Consider the following 15,193-nt stretch of genomic DNA (forward strand, 5'->3'; position numbering starts at 1 on the left):
TTTTGTTAGGTGTGAGTAGCACACCTTTTGCCCTATGCTGCGCTCAAGTTGAGTGTTCCAGTCAAGCCCGATTTGCCGCCCACACCCATCTCTTCATTGCCATCGACATTGCATTGGGCAGCGGCCTGGGCATTTCCAGTGTCTTCAGCGCAGGCACGGGCGGGAGTGATGCGCGGGGCGCTGGCACTCCTGACGCTGCTTCCAGGGTGGGTGCTGAATCTGGGCTACCGGTGGGACGTGGCAACCCGGCTGTATCTAGGCACTCTGCCCACTTTCCCGCCTCTGCGCTGGTCACGGCGCGTATTGCGGCAAGGCTTGGTGGTCTGGGGCGTGATTGCCCTCAGCCTCACTCCCGGCGCAGTCGTGACCCTTTTGGGTGGCGGCGCGTGGTTGGCAGGAGCGCCAACTTTAGCGCAAGGATTGTGGATACTGGCCGGACTCTTGCTGCTGGCGGCCTTTTTATTGGTGCCTGCAGGCATGACCCGGCTGGGCTGCGAGGGAGACCAAACCGTATTTACCGCGCCTTGGCGGTTATGGCATCCTGTGCGGCTGCGTCTGCGTGCGTATCTCTACGCATGGTGCATCGCGGGCAGCGCCATCGCCGTGTCGTTGGCAGTTCCGGCACTGCTGGGCGCGGCGGGGTGGCTGTCCGTATGGAGATGGGCGCACACCGCCTCCGCACTCTGGCCCCCACCAGCAATCCACAGCTTCACGGCGTTGCAAGGCTTGGCCTTTTTGCTCGATACCGTACTTTTTTTTCTGTTGAGTGTCTGGGCTTGGCAAGTGGCGGGCTACGCCTTTACGGTGGCGCTTTACGGGGGTCAAGCTCAAGGTAACTCTCTAGATTGAGACCATGACTCCCACCCTTATCGTCTTTTCTGGCCTGCCCGGTTCGGGTAAATCTACGCTGGCGCTGGGACTGGCAGCCCACCTGAACGCTGCGTACCTACGCCTGGACACGATCGAAGCGGCGCTGCTGAATGCGGGTCTGCCGTCGGTAGGAATTGAAGGCTACGCGGTGGCCTACGCTCTGGCTGCCGATGCGTTGCGGCTGGGGCAAACGGTGGTGGCCGACTGCGTAAATCCCCTGACCGTGACGCGGGAAGCATGGCAGGCGGTGGCGCGAAATATGTCCAGCCGAATGCTGGACCTGGAGGTGATCTGTTCGGACAGACAGGAGCATCGGCGGCGGGTGGAAACGCGGCAGGCCGATGAGAGCAACTGGGCCGGACGCTGGACACCGCCCACCTGGGAAACGGTGACGCGGCACGACTACGAACCGTGGGCCTCGGCCCGCACGGTTATTGATACAGCCCGCGGCGAACAGGCAGAACTTCTGGCAAGCGTGCTGGCGTTGGTGCAAAATCCTGCCAGATGACCCCCACCCTACTTGTTGTTTCTGGCCTCCCCGCTTCCGGCAAAACGCAGTTGGGCACGCAATTGGCCGCCCACCTGCACTGGCCCAACGTGACCAAGGACGACTACAAGCAAATTCTTTACGAGGGTTTGCCTGACCTCACCAACGCACAATCCGGCCCCCTCAGCTTCCGGCTGATGTACCACGTGGCAGGCGTAACGCTGGCAGCGGGAATAAATACAGTGCTGGAAACGCATTTTTATCTGGGCCTCGGTGAAAAGAATATTCAGGCGTTGGCACAGGCACACGGAGCACGGCTGGTACAGATTTTTTGCCATGCACCGCTAGACGAACTGGCGCGGCGGCATGCGGCGCGGGTGGCGTCCGGCCTGCGCCCACACATCGACCATGCTTCTCTGGATCATTACAATCTGCCCGCCCATTGCTGCCATACCCCGCTGGACCTGGCCGCGCCGCTGCTGCGGGTGGACACGACCCAGCCGGTAGAGGTGGCAGCCATTGCGGATTGGGTCAGGTCGGCTGCTTGGTCGCCTGTGGACTGACTGGAGTTGCCGCCTCCGCCCTGGCCCGCGCCATCCGCCCCTCTGCCGCATGTAGCGCCAGCCCCGCCAGAATGCCCCAAAAGGCCGCGCCGATGCCCAGCAAAGACACGCCGCTGAGGGTCACGACCAGCACGGCGGGGGCGGCCAGCGTCCCCGGAGCCTCGCGCAGTCCGGCCTGCAACGAGGTGCCAATGGCCGCCAGCAACGCCAAACCTGCCAGTGCCGAAATCGCCTCGGCGGGCAGCAGCGCCATCAGGCTCAGGAAGGTTCCGGCACACAGCCCCAGCAGGATATAAAACACGCCTGCCCACACCGCCGCCGTGTAACGCCGCGCCGGGTCGGGGTGCGCTTCGGGGCCGCTGACGATGTTGGCAAGCAGCGCCGCCAGGGTCAGGTTGTGGCAGCCCACCAGCGCCGCACCCACCGACGCCACCCCGCAGGCCCGGATGATGGGCGCGGGGGCGGGGGAATATCCGGCCACCTTGAGGGTAGAAAATCCCGGCACGAACTGTCCGGTAAAGGCCAGCAGGGTCAGCGGCAGGGCCAGATTCAGCGTGGCCTGCCACGAAAACTGCGGGGCCACCACCTGCGGCACGGTCAGGGCGAGGTGAACCGGAGCGGAATGCAGCAGCCCCAGCGCGGCGCTGGCCGCCACACCCACCACCAGCACGCCCGCCACCGCCCAGCGCGGCGAAAAGTGGCGCAGCAAAAAGTAGGTGACGATCATCAGCCCCACCAGCGCGGGTTCTTTGCCAAATGCCTGCACCGCCCGGAAGCCGAACGGCAGCAAAATCGCGGCGTTCAGCGCGGCAGCGAGGTGCATCGGAATGCGCTCGATCAGGTGGGTCAGGGGGCGAAACGTGCCCAGCAAGATGACCAGCACGGCAGAAATCAGGAACGCGCCCACAGCCTGCGGAAAGGGAATGCCGGGAAGGGCCGTGGCTAGGAACGCGATACCGGGAGTGGACCATGTACTGAGAATGGGCATCCGCGTTCGCAGGCTCAGGTAAATGCTGACCACACCGCACAGCACCGTCGATCCCCAGACCCACGACATCACGGTGCCGGAACCGAGGTGGGCACTGTCGGCCACGGCGTACACCAGCACGGTGGGGCCAGCGAAGCCGATCAGAATGGCGATCAGGCCAGTCAGGGCGGCCTGAGGGCTGGAATCTTGCCAGAATTGGCGCAGGCTGGCAGGACGGGGCAAAACGGGAGCGCTGTGCATAGAGTTGGGCATAGAAAAGCCTCCAAGTGGTCTGAGTGTGGCAGGCCAATGGACTGAACGGCAGAGCAACTTGGGCCAGAATTGGACTGAAGTAAGCAGGCCAGTTAGACAACCACCACAATTGGACTGCTACACTTCCGGGATGCCGCCCACCCCCCGTCTTTCCGCCGACGCACCGAATTGGGCGACCCTGCTGGCCCACTGGCGCACGGGGCAGGGGCCGCTGCACATGCGCCTGAGTGCTGCGCTGCGGGCCTGTATCCACGCGGGCGACCTCGGCCCCGGCGACGCGCTGCCCGCCGAACGCACACTGGCCGAACTGCTGCTGGTCAGCCGAAGTACGGTGGTTACGGCGATAGGGGCGCTGGAGGAAGAGGGCTGGGTCACGCGGCGGCAGGGCAGCGGAACGCATGTGGCCGCCACCGCCCCGCGCCGTGCCGAGGTGCTGACGCTCCGTACGCCCGTCACGCCCGCACGTCCGGCCCACCTGACCGCCAGCGCCCTGCCCGCCGAACTTGACCTGACCATCGCCGTGCCCAGCCTCACCGAAGCTCAGCGCCAGCAGTTGCAGGCCGCCAGCGCCGACGCCTTCCGCGATTCTCTGTACTACCCGCTGGGTTTGCCGGAACTCCGGGCACATCTGGCCGCCGGGTACACCCATCAGGGCCTGCCCACCACGCCCGAGCAGGTGATCATCACCAACGGCGCACAGCAGGCCATTTCGGTCATTGCGGGTGCCCTGTTGCGCCGGGGCGACGCGGCCCTGCTGGAAACGCCCACCTATTTCGGGGCCATCGACGTGTTCCGGGCAGCGGGGGCAACGCTGCTGGGAGTTCCTGTAACACCCCACGGCGTGGAGCCGGAAGCCGTGGCCGCCGCCATTCGCACGGGGTCGCCCCGGCTGGCCTTCCTGACACCTACCTTTCAGAATCCGACTGGAACGGTGTTGCCTGCCCACGCCCGCGAACTTCTGGCGGCGCAGATCATGGACGCGGGCCTGCCCACCATAGAAGACGACACGCTGATCGATCTGGGATTCGGCCCGGACCGCCTGCCGCCGCGCCTCTCGGCCTACGCGCCGGAGGGCCAGATCATCAATGTGGGATCGCTGAGCAAGCTGTACTGGGCGGGCCTGCGGGTGGGCTGGATGCGGGTGCCCCGGCCCCTGCTGGCGCAACTGGCTCAGGCCAAAACCCTGGCCGATTTCGGGTCGTCGCTGCCCGCACAGGCCATTGCCCTGAAGCTGCTGGCCGATCTGCCGGGGCTGCGCCAAACCCGCCGCGCCACCGTGACTCCGGCCCGTGACCTGCTGGTGCGCCTGCTGCGCGAACACCTTCCCGACTGGAGCTTCACGGTTCCGGCAGGCGGGCAGTTCCTGTGGGTCGAATTGCCCACACCGCACGTCACGGCCTTTACCCTGTTTGCTCAGAGCTACGGCCTGCGCCTCTTTCCGGGGGCGTCTATGGGCATCCAGCCCCTGCCCGATACCTTTTTACGCATTCCCTTTACCCTGCCCACCGAACACCTGCCCGAAGCCGTACGGCGGCTGGCGCAGGCATGGCAGGCGTACCGGGCGCGGGGGGGCGCGGCGCGGCTGGCCTAGGGGCGGTGAGCAGATCGTAGAACAGTGGACCGTGGTTCTGTCTTTCTCCACGTTCTACGATCCACCCTCCTTCTCACCCCCAACCTTCACCCCCAACGGGGGTAAACCCGTCAGAATTCCGTGAGAGGTGGTCATGAATACTACGGGTCTGATGTTGTTGCGTTCTCCGGTGCTGGGCGTTCCACACGCGTTTACCACGCGGCGGGGGGGCGTATCGGCAGGAGTATTTGCCGCCCAGGATGGTGCGGGTCTTAATCTGGATGACCGCGAAGACAGTCCGGCAGACGTGGCCGAGAACCGCCGCCGTGTCACCGAGGCGCTGGGGTTTGGGGCAGAACAGGTGGCCCGCCTGAACCAGATTCACGGGCTAGACGTACTGGAAGCCCGGAGCGCAGGCGTGCAAACTGCCGATGCGCTGGTGTCGCGCACGCCGGGGCTGCTGCTGGCGATTGGCACGGCGGATTGCTACCCCCTCCTCCTGGCCGATGAAGATGCCGGAGTGATCGGCGCGGCCCACGCGGGCTGGAAGGGCACACTGGGCCAGATCGGGGCACGCACCGTAGAGGCCATGATCCGGCTGGGCGCGGCGGCGGGCAACATTAAGGCCGCCATTGGCCCCGGCATCTGCGGCGCACGGTATGAGGTGAGCGGGGATGTGGCCCAACAGTTCCGGGCGGCGGGCATGGCAGAAGCCGTGTTGCCTGTCGCCCCCGGCAGCGTTCATCTGGATCTGGCACAGGCCAACCGCGCCGGACTGCTGGCGGCGGGCCTGGACCCCGAACACATCTGGGTCAGCGGGCGGTGCAGCACCGAAGACGACTTCTATTCTTACCGGCGAGACTCGGGGCGCACCGGGCGGATGTGGGCCGTGATTGGCCTGCCCGCAGAGTTGGCCTCTTCTTCCGCGCAGGGATGGCCCGCATGAGCGGCTCACCTCGCCCCTCCTTCTTGCGGCGCAGTCTGCTGCGGCCCCGCGACGTGTTGCCGCACATCCACGACATCACCCCCGAATTTCTGGCCGAACGCGGGCTACACGGCCTGCTGCTGGACCTCGACAACACCATGATTCCCTACGGCAGCTACGAGGAACGTGCCGACGTGATGGCGTGGGCAGCGAGCCTGCGGCGCAGCGGCATTCGGCTGTACATGCTGAGCAATGCCACGGGCAAACGCGCCCGCTTCTGGATGGAAAAACTGGGATTTGAGGGCGCAGAGGGCGTGGGCATGGCCGGAAAACCCCACCCCCGCGCCTACCGTGTGGCCCTGGCCCAGATGCAGTTGCCCGCGCATCAGGTGGGCATGGTGGGCGACCAGCTGTTTACCGATGTGCTGGGCGGCAACCTCAACGGGATGCACACCATTCTGGTTCATCCGTTGGCGGGCAACTCCTTGCCTCATACCCGCATGGCCCGCACCCTGGAACGGGCGGTACTCAAACGCTACGGGCACGACTGGAAGGCCTGACCATGCCCCCACCCCGGTCTCCCCTGTTCCGACCCTACTTTGCTCCGCCTGTGCATTGCTGCCCAACCCATTTCCCGACACCCTGCCGATCTGGGCCTCTGCTTCTCAATTCGACCTTTATCCCTCACTGGAGGATTAATTGTGGCTCTTTCTATTGGTGACCGGCGCTTAGGCGCAATCTTGCTCGAACAGGGGTATGTCAACGACTCCGACCTGCAACGCGCTCTGGTGCGGCATGCCGAAATCGGGGGCCGTCTGGCCGATATTCTGATCGACACCGGACTGGTGGGCGAAAAACGCATTGCGCGGGCCATCGAAGAAGCCCTAGGTATTCCGCTGGTGAATCTGTTGGTGGTCACGCCAGAAGATGCGGCCCTGAAATCGGTGCGGGCGCAAACCGCGCTGACCTCTCAGGCATTCCCGTTTGCCATCGACGGCAGCACCCTGCGTGTGGCTCTGGTCGATCCATTGTCCAGCATGGCCCTAGAAGCCCTGGAAGACGACAGCGGCCTGATGATCGAGCCGTATCAGGCCCTGCGCGACCAGATCATGTGGGCCATGGCGACCCATTATCCCGAACTGGGTATCACGCCCGCCGAGCCTCTGGAGGTCAGCGACAGCAGCGGCGGCATGTTGGGCCAACGCCTGATGGGACGCGGCCTGATCAACGACGCGCAGTTACAGGTGGCGCTGGACGTGCAGCAACAGACGGGTGAGGCGTTGGGGGGCACCCTGATTGCCCAGCAGATCATTACTGAAGACCAGCTGTACGAATCGCTGGCCGAGCAGACTGGCACGGTATACCTGCAAAATCCCCGTGATTTTCAGCCCACCGAGGACGTGTTGGGCAGTATGCTCCGGGCCGATGCACTGCGCCTGAACGCCGTACCAGTGGATGAATCTGAGCAGAGCGTGACGGTGGTCACCAGCGATCCGCGCAAGCGTGAAGATATCGAGGCGCTGGTGGGCCGCACCGTTCAGCTGATTTTGGCCAAGCCCAAAGACGTGGAAACGCTGATCGAGAGGTTCTATCCACAGCGGGGCCGTCTGGGCGAACAGATGGTGCAGCAGGGCACCCTGTCGCGGGCACAGTTGCGTGAGGCGCTGCATGTGCAGGCCCGCGAGGGCAAGGTCAAGCCGCTGGGCGAAGTGATTATGGAACTGGGCTTTGCCGGAGCCGACGAGATCGACACTGCCCTGCAAAAGCAAAACGCGGGGGGCGGCAGGCTCGAAGACACGCTGGTGCAGTCGGGCAAGCTATCGCCGGAAATGCTGGCCCGCTCGCTGGCCGCGCAGCTCGGCTACGAATTCCTTGATCCGGTTCAGAATCCGCCCGATTCCAAGGTGGCCCTGATGATCCCCGAAGGCACGGCCCGCCGCTACGGTGTGGTGCCGGTACGCCTCCAGAGCGAGTCGCTGGTCGTCGCCATGAAAGACCCCCGCAACGTGTTCGCCCTCGACGATCTGAAACTGATCACCGGGCGCGACATCATTCCGGCGGTCATGGCCGAAAAAGACATCATTCGTCTGATCGAGCGCTATTTCGGCAACAAGGACATGGCGAACCTGAATCAGGAACTGGCGAACCTGTCCAGCAAGCGCGACAGCAAAAAACAAGAGGAAATGGATCTGTCGGTGGGTCTGGACGACAACGCCGTGGTACGCGTGGTGGACAACCTGATCCGCGAGGCGGCCCTGCAGGAAGCCAGCGATATCCACATCGAACCCACTGAAACGGCACTCCGTATCCGTTACCGCGTGGACGGCGTGTTGCGCGAGCAAAACGAGCTTCCCAAAGGCAGTGCCCAGAGCATCCTGGCCCGAATCAAGATCATGGGCAACCTCGATATTTCCGAGCGCCGCATTCCGCAAGACGGACGTGTTCGGTTCAAGAAGGGCAGCATCGACATCGACTTGCGACTGTCCACTCTGCCCACCGTGTACGGCGAGAAAGCCGTGATGCGCCTCCTGCAGAAGGCCGCCAACATTCCCGAAGTCGAAAATCTGGGCTTTTCGGACTACAACTTCCCGCGCTTTCTGGATCTGATCGAAAAACCTTACGGCATCTTTCTGGTGACCGGGCCGACGGGTTCGGGCAAATCGTTCACCAGCTTTTCTACTCTGAAGCGCATCGCCCGTCCCGAAAAGAACACGACCACCATTGAAGACCCGGTGGAATACGAAATTCCGGGCATCGTGCAGTCTCAGGTGAACCCGGTGGCGGGCATGACCTTTGCGCGGGCGCTGCGGGCCTTCCTTCGCCAGGATCCCGACATTATTTTCGTGGGGGAAATCCGGGACAGCGAGACCGCCAAAATTGCCGTAGAAGCTGCCCTCACGGGCCATATGGTGCTGGCGACCCTGCACACCAACGACGCGCCCGGAGCCGTGACCCGTCTGGACGAGATGGGCGTGGAAGGCTTCAACATCGGTGCGTCGCTGATTGGAGTACTGGGGCAACGGCTGGTCCGCAAGGTGTGCCCCGACTGCAAAGCCCCCACCAACGCCGACCCGGAAGTTCTGCGCCGCCTCGGAATTGCCGAACGCGATGTTCGCGGCGGCTCGCTGGTGCGCGGTGCGGGTTGCCCACGCTGCGGCGGCACTGGTTACAAGGGCCGAACTGGATTGCACGAATTGATGGTGCTGGACGACGCCCTCAGAACCGCCATCGGAAGCGGCAAACCCGCCGTGGAACTGCGCGAAGTGGCGATGAACGAAAGCGGTATGCGAACCATGCGTCAAGACGGAATCGAAAAAGCCCTGAGGGGCATCACCACCCTGGAAGAAGTGCTGGCCGTCACGAGCAACTGAACCGACCTCCCCTCTCCCCTTCCTGCTTTCTCCACGAGGTTTCCCCATGACTCAGGCTCCTGTAGACATTACCGATATTCTGCGCCTCGCCACCGAGAAGGGCGCGTCCGACGTGATTCTGACGGTGGGATTGCCGCCGCAACTGAAGATGCACGGCGTGTACGACAGTCACGGCATGCCCGAACTGGCACCCACCGACACCCGCAAACTGATGTATTCGATGATGAACGAACGCCAGCAGCGCACCTTTGAAGAACGGCGCGAACTGGATTTCAGCTTTGCGCTGGGCGACAAGGCCCGCTTCCGCGTGAACGCCTTTATGCAGCGCGGCAACGTGGGCGGCGTGCTGCGACTGATTCCGACCCAGATCAAGAGCGCACAGGAAATGGGATTGCCCCAGAACATCGTGGACATCGCCACTGCGCCGCGTGGACTGGTACTGATCACAGGGCCGACCGGATCGGGCAAAAGCACCACGCTGGCCGCCATGATCGACTACATCAACACGACCCGCAAGCTGCATATCGTGACCATCGAAGACCCGATCGAGTTCATGCATACGCACAAGCAGAGCATCATCAATCAGCGCGAGGTTGGCTCGGACACCATGAGCTTTAACGATGCCCTCCGCGCCGCCCTGCGTCAGGCCCCCGACGTGATTCTGGTGGGCGAAATGCGAGACTACGAAACCATCAAGGCCGCCGTCACCGCCGCCGAAACCGGACACCTGGTGATGGGAACCCTGCACACCAACTCTGCACCGGAATCCATCGACCGAATCGTGGACGTGTTCCCCGAAGAGCAGCAGGCACAGATTCGGGTACAGCTCGCCAACAACCTCGTGGCCGTGATGACCCAACAGCTTCTGCCCCGCGCAGACGGCGGGGGCCGCGTACTGGCCTACGAACTCCTGCTGGCAAACCCCGCTGTGCGTTCGCTGATCCGTGAGGGCAAAACCTTCCAGATCGTGTCGACCATGCAAACCGGGGCGCGGGAAGGCATGGTCACGATGGACGCTTACCTTGCCAACCTGTACCGCCGCCGCATCATCTCGTACGACATCGGCCTGGAGCGTTCCATTGATCCCAAGGAGTTTGCCCGCCTTGCCAACGACACCACCACCAGTCTCGGCGCGGCAGCCAATCTTGGCCCCCCAGCCAGCAGCGGCGGCTCAGCCGGGGCAGCGAGCGGCTACGGCAAACCCGCAGGTGGCGCGGCACAGGGCGGTTACGGCGCTGGCCGGGAAGATGCGGGACGCGGCGGCACCGACACCCGCACGACCAGTACCACCCTGCCCAATACCGGGCGCTCTCCATTTGGCCGGGGGTAGGACAGCAAGCTAACTTCACCCCTCCCACTCCTTCAAATCTGTTACTGTGCCTTCGGTCAGAAATTGTCTCTGACGACGAAGGCACTTTATTGTTATGAATCTAAATGACCTGCAAAAAATTGACTCTGCCAAACATATTCAGCCTGACAGGACATCCCTCGATGAATAAAGTTCGAATCGTCAGCCCAACATTCAACTCAGATGAAAAGCCAGCCTGTTTCTATTGAAATGAAGGATTGTGCGGTTAATCTGCAAAACGTTCGCCTCTTGCAGCGTCTGAATCTGTCCCTTGGCGGCTCGCAGATCGTTCATTTACAGGGCGCGAACGGGTCAGGCAAAACGACGTTCCTCCGCGCTCTGGTGGGCGAATTGCCAATCACGGGTAAGCTTACTGTAGGCGGTGGCGTGCCCAGCTCTATTCAGGCCCGCCAAGCGTGCGTGTACGTACCTACCGATGTCTATTTACCCGAAGACTTGCAGGTGCATGAATACCTGCGGTTCATGGCTGCCGCGTGGGAAATGCCCGCCGAACCGCTGATGAATTTAGCTGTTCAATTTGCCCTGACGCCTTGGTTGAACGCTTGGCCCAGTGTGCTGTCTCGCGGCACCCGGCAAAAGGTGGCGTTGGTGGCAGCGTTTGGCCTTGCCCGCCCAATTACGCTGCTGGACGAACCGTTTGGCACGCTAGACCGGACTTCGAAGGCCGTGCTGCTGAGGGCCATAGAAGGCCGCCGCGATGCTGGGGGGCTGGTGCTTGCCACCGCACACGGCGACGAATTGGCCGCACTTCGGCCCACCGTGCTGGAATTGGGCGACGGCGGGACACTGACACTGCACCCAGCGCAAGCATGACCATCAATCCGTTGCACTCTCTGCGCCAACAGACTTTTTCGCGTGGAGCCGCCCGCCTGTGGCAGGACTGGAAGGCGGCGGGGTTGCCTTTGCTGCTGCTGTACTGGCTCGGCATTGGCGCAATTGCTTTGGCTGGGTTGCGAGAAGCGTATTTCTCTGCGTCGTTCACCCTGCCCGGTTGGAGTCTGGGAGTGAGCGTCAGTGCGCTGTGGCTGGCTGCGGCTTTGGTACGTCGCCAACCCGTGTGGCTACACACCACCGATAATCTGCTGCTGCAAACGCCATTGCCGCAAATTCAAGCAGTACAGTGGCCGCTGCTCAGAAGCATGCTGGGGCCGCTGGCTTGGGGCATTTGCTCTGGCTTGTTGATCGCGTTGCTGTTTCCACTTTTGATTTGGCAGGCGCTCACGCTTCCAGCTGCTTTCGCCGCCGCAGCAATGATTCGGGCGTTGAGTACAAACGCACGGCTGGCGCACGATGCACCGGCCCGTGCCCTTGCGTTGTGGCTGGCTGTTTTGCCCTTACTCGGTACGTTTTTTGCCCCCTTGGTTTTGCCGTTGGCAATTGCAGGAATCTGGGCCGCCTACCGCCCTTGGCTGAGGCTCTGGCAAGTGGCGATTCATCCCCGCCCTCGCCTGCACATGCAATTCGAGGGATTGTACCGGGGCGCAAAAAAACTGGGATTGCCCGCGCCCACGCAGCATCCAGACTTGCCCCCCACCCATGCCCGCTTTCGGCCTGTCCTGCGCGGTTCCGGCGTGTTTGCGGCTTCCACTTGGCGTTCCACTCTGCATGTCTTCACCCATGCCCGCTTGCTTCTGCCCGCCCTCCTGCTTGGCCCCGCGCTGTTGCCGCTGCTTTCCCCTGTCTCCTTTCCGGGTGGCCCGGTCTTCAGCGGCTTTCTGCTGATGCTGATGCTGCCGCTACTTGGCCCCAACCCGCCCGCAGGATTGCCCATCACTGCCGTTGCCCAACGGTGGGCGCGAATCCTGCCCGCCGCCGTGCCGCTCAGTGTTCTGGCGTTGGTCAGCGGTGGGGCAAATGCCCTGCTGATGCAGACTTCGCCGCTGCTGACAGTGGTGGCTGCGCTGGCCCCGTGGGTAGTGCTGGCCGTCTCCGAGTGGCTGGAAACCAGTGGATTTATGCTGCCCGATCAGGTGGCACAAGCTCGGCTGGGCGCGGCCATGTTGCCCGGCATCGTCACTTATCTGTGCATCTCTTTTGGGGTGGCGTGGCTGACCTTACCTGTGCTGCTGCTGGCCGTACTCATCGTGTTTCGGAAGTAGCTAATCAATAAAAGAAATGCCCCACCCATCTTTCGGGCAGGACACTTCTTTGTACTGAGTTTTACTGCTCTCTTCCAGCCTCAGCTTATGCGCCGGGTTGGGTCGCGCTCTGGCCCTGCGTGGGGGGAATGGTGGGCTGCACAGGCGCAGGCAGCAGCAACAGCTCCAGCACCTCGCCTACGCGCTCCACGGTATGAATCCGCAGGTCGGCGCGGATGCTGTCGGGCACATCCTGAAGGTTCGGCTCGTTGTCCTTGGGCACGATCACTTCACGGATTCCGCTCTGGTGGGCGGCCAGCAGTTTTTCCTTCAGGCCGCCGATGGGCAGCACCCGCCCGCGCAAGCTGATTTCTCCGGTCATGGCGACATCTAGGCGCACGGGGCGGCCCGTGATGGCACTGATGACGGCGGTAGAAATCGTGATCCCGGCACTGGGGCCATCTTTGGGGGTGGCTCCGTCGGGGAAATGCACGTGCAAGTCCATCTTCTTGTGGAATTCGGGGTCTGCGCCGTAGTCGGTGGCATGGGCACGCAGGTAGGCCACTGCCGCGCTCACGCTTTCCTTCATCACGTCGCCCAGAGAACCGGTCATGGTGATCTTGCCGCTGCCGGGGGTCGCCAGCGCTTCAACAACCAACATCGTGCCGCCCACGCTCGTCCACGCGAGACCCTGCGCCACGCCCACCTGCGGCTCTTTTTCCATCTTGTCGGGGCGGTGCAGGGGCACACCCAGGTAGTCGGGAATGTCGGCAGCGTCTATCACGCGCAGGCCTTCCCACGGCTGCTCCAGCAGGGTGCGGGCCGCTTTACGGGCCAACTTGCTGATCTGACGGTCGAGGTTTCGCACGCCGCTTTCGGCGGTGTATTCCTCCACGATCCGGTTCAGGGCCGCGTCAGTGATTTCCAGATGGTCTGTGAGGCCGTGCGATTTGATCTGACGGGGCACGCGGTAGCGCTTGGCAATCTGCACCTTCTCGGGCTGGGTGTAGCCGGGAATCTGAATGACTTCCATGCGGTCCAGCAGCGGGCGCGGAATGGTCTGCAGGCTGTTGGCCGTGGTGATGAACATCACCTGCGACAGGTCGTAGGGCACTTCGAGGTAGTGATCCTGGAAGGTGTGGTTCTGCTCGGGGTCGAGCACTTCCAGCATCGCGCTGCTGGGATCGCCGCGCCAGTCGCTGCTCATCTTGTCAATTTCGTCGAGCAGGATCACGGGGTTTGCCACGCCCGCCGTCTTCATGCCCTGAATGATGCGTCCGGGCATGGAGCCGATGTAGGTGCGGCGGTGGCCGCGAATCTCGGCTTCATCGCGCACGCCGCCGAGGGCCATCCGCACAAATTTACGGTTCAGGCTGCGGGCCACGCTTTTGCCGAGGCTGGTTTTGCCCACGCCGGGAGGCCCCACGAGGCACAGGATGGGTGCACGCAGTTCGGCGTCGTCGATACGCTCCTCAGCGGTGCGCTCCTGCTGCTGCTCGACGGTTTCTCCGGGCTTGTGCGTCAGCTGGCGCACAGCGAGGAATTCCAGAATGCGGTCTTTCACGTCGCCCAGTGCGTAGTGATCGGCGTCCAGGATGTCGCGGGTGCGGGCGATGTCCAGAATTTCTTCGTCGCGCTTGCTCCACGGCACATCGATCAGCCAGTCGATGTAGTTGCGAACCACGGTGCTTTCGGGGCTGCCACCGGGCGTGCGCTCCAGCCTCAGCAGTTCCTTCAAAGCCTTGTCTTTCACCGATTCGGGCATGCCCGCCGCTTCGATCTTCTCGCGCAGAGCTTCGACCTCAGCGGGGCTGTCCTCGCCGCCGCCCAGTTCCTTGCCGATGGCCTTCATCTGCTCGCGCAGGTAGTACTCGCGCTGATTGGCGTCCATCTGCTCTTTTACGCGGCCCGCGATCTTCTTGTCCATGTTGAAGCGCTCGGTGTCGCGTCCGAGGAACTTCAGAACGGCCTCCAGGCGCGGGCGAACGGCGGTGGCTCCCAGGACTTCCTGCTTCTCTTCGGGCGTCCAGGTGGCGTGGTGGGCCACCTGATCGGCCAAGGCTCCGGCGTCGGTCAGGGCCTTCAGACCTTCAAGCTGGTAGTTGTCCAGGCGCAGGTTCTTGTTCTGGCGCTGATATTCCTCAAACGCCGACTTGACCTCGCTCATGATGACCTGCACTTCACGGCTGTCATCGGCGGCCACCACCTGGGTTTCGGCCCGCACGCGCATATAGGCGGAAGACACTTCACCCGTTACCAGGGCGCGTTCCTGCGCCTCGACCAGAACCTGATAGGTATTGTCGGGCATCCGCACGACTTGTTTGACCACGGCCAGCACGCCCATGTCATACAGCTCGGCGCGGGTGGGGTCGTCGGTGCGGGCTTCGCGCTGGGTCAGCAGCAGCACGCGGCGGTCAGAAGCCTGAGCCTCGTCTACGGCACGCTTGCTCTTGGGACGGCCCACATCCACGTTCATGGTGACGCCAGGCAGGATCACGATGTTTCTCAGTGCAACGACGGGAAGTTCCCAGATCATACTTACTCCTTGAAAACCGGCCTCTTTGGAAACCAGTCCGGATGTTGGGCCGGGGGTCGAGAGGGGAAGAGTCTAACGCGGGGAGTCTGACCGGAACCATACCAGTGCCGGAGAACACAGAACACCCCGCCCACGATGTCCCGAAGAATACGGGCATGGGCGAGGCGGCGCTGTAATCTCTATT

Annotated in this window: 12 protein-coding genes; 10 read left to right on the forward strand and 2 right to left on the reverse strand. The window is 63.1% G+C overall.

What is annotated here, in order from left to right:
• The first annotated feature begins 138 nt into the window (after positions 1 to 138).
• From F561_RS0109745 to F561_RS0109755, 3 genes are read left to right on the forward strand one after another with little or no spacing between them, the layout of a single operon-like run.
• Positions 139 to 849 (forward strand): hypothetical protein, encoded by a 711-nt coding sequence (locus F561_RS0109745; RefSeq protein WP_157451721.1) that lies wholly within the window; start codon positions 139 to 141, stop codon positions 847 to 849.
• Between the two features lie 4 nt (positions 850 to 853).
• Entirely contained in the window at positions 854 to 1,378 is a 525-nt protein-coding gene (locus F561_RS0109750; protein WP_019009774.1) for a P-loop nucleotide/nucleoside kinase family protein, read from the forward strand.
• Complete coding sequence (locus F561_RS0109755) at positions 1,375 to 1,920, forward strand: P-loop nucleotide/nucleoside kinase family protein (RefSeq protein ID WP_019009775.1); 546 nt, start codon at positions 1,375 to 1,377, stop codon at positions 1,918 to 1,920. Before F561_RS0109750 ends, F561_RS0109755 begins: the two co-directional genes overlap by 4 nt.
• Here the strand turns inward: F561_RS0109755 and F561_RS0109760 are convergent.
• Positions 1,889 to 3,160, reverse strand: coding sequence for a benzoate/H(+) symporter BenE family transporter (locus tag F561_RS0109760; protein WP_245556485.1), 1,272 nt, complete (start codon positions 3,158 to 3,160; stop codon positions 1,889 to 1,891). The genes F561_RS0109755 and F561_RS0109760 overlap by 32 nt on opposite strands.
• A 130-nt stretch (positions 3,161 to 3,290) precedes the next feature.
• On the opposite strand from F561_RS0109760, the gene F561_RS0109765 reads away from it, so the two are divergent.
• The 7 genes from F561_RS0109765 to F561_RS0109795 all read left to right on the forward strand — a co-directional run bounded on the left by F561_RS0109765 (position 3,291) and on the right by F561_RS0109795 (position 12,494).
• Entirely contained in the window at positions 3,291 to 4,751 is a 1,461-nt protein-coding gene (locus tag F561_RS0109765; protein WP_019009777.1) for an aminotransferase-like domain-containing protein, read from the forward strand.
• Positions 4,752 to 4,884: 133 nt separating this feature from the next.
• Complete coding sequence (gene pgeF, locus F561_RS0109770; RefSeq protein ID WP_019009778.1) at positions 4,885 to 5,676, forward strand: peptidoglycan editing factor PgeF; 792 nt, start codon at positions 4,885 to 4,887, stop codon at positions 5,674 to 5,676.
• A complete protein-coding gene (locus F561_RS0109775; RefSeq protein ID WP_019009779.1) occupies positions 5,664 to 6,215 on the forward strand; it encodes a YqeG family HAD IIIA-type phosphatase in 552 nt (183 codons plus the stop codon). Before pgeF ends, F561_RS0109775 begins: the two co-directional genes overlap by 13 nt.
• A 141-nt stretch (positions 6,216 to 6,356) precedes the next feature.
• The gene (locus F561_RS0109780) at positions 6,357 to 9,026 is read left to right on the forward strand and encodes an ATPase, T2SS/T4P/T4SS family (RefSeq protein ID WP_026298771.1); all 2,670 of its coding nucleotides are present in this window, start codon (positions 6,357 to 6,359) and stop codon (positions 9,024 to 9,026) included.
• Between the two features lie 46 nt (positions 9,027 to 9,072).
• Positions 9,073 to 10,356, forward strand: coding sequence for a type IV pilus twitching motility protein PilT (locus F561_RS0109785; RefSeq protein WP_019009781.1), 1,284 nt, complete (start codon positions 9,073 to 9,075; stop codon positions 10,354 to 10,356).
• A 201-nt stretch (positions 10,357 to 10,557) separates the two neighbouring features.
• Positions 10,558 to 11,208, forward strand: coding sequence for an ABC transporter ATP-binding protein (locus F561_RS27180; protein ID WP_019009782.1), 651 nt, complete (start codon positions 10,558 to 10,560; stop codon positions 11,206 to 11,208).
• On the forward strand, positions 11,205 to 12,494 hold the full coding sequence (locus F561_RS0109795; protein WP_019009783.1) for a hypothetical protein: 1,290 nt from the start codon (positions 11,205 to 11,207) through the stop codon (positions 12,492 to 12,494). The genes F561_RS27180 and F561_RS0109795 overlap by 4 nt, the downstream gene beginning before the upstream one ends.
• Positions 12,495 to 12,579: 85 nt before the next feature.
• Here the strand turns inward: F561_RS0109795 and lon are convergent, their stop codons facing one another.
• Positions 12,580 to 15,009 (reverse strand): endopeptidase La, encoded by a 2,430-nt coding sequence (gene lon / locus F561_RS0109800; RefSeq protein ID WP_019009784.1) that lies wholly within the window; start codon positions 15,007 to 15,009, stop codon positions 12,580 to 12,582.
• Positions 15,010 to 15,193: the final 184 nt, after the last annotated feature.

It is taken from the genome of Deinococcus aquatilis DSM 23025, from assembly GCF_000378445.1.
In the GTDB taxonomy this organism is placed as follows: Bacteria; Deinococcota; Deinococci; order Deinococcales; family Deinococcaceae; genus Deinococcus; species Deinococcus aquatilis.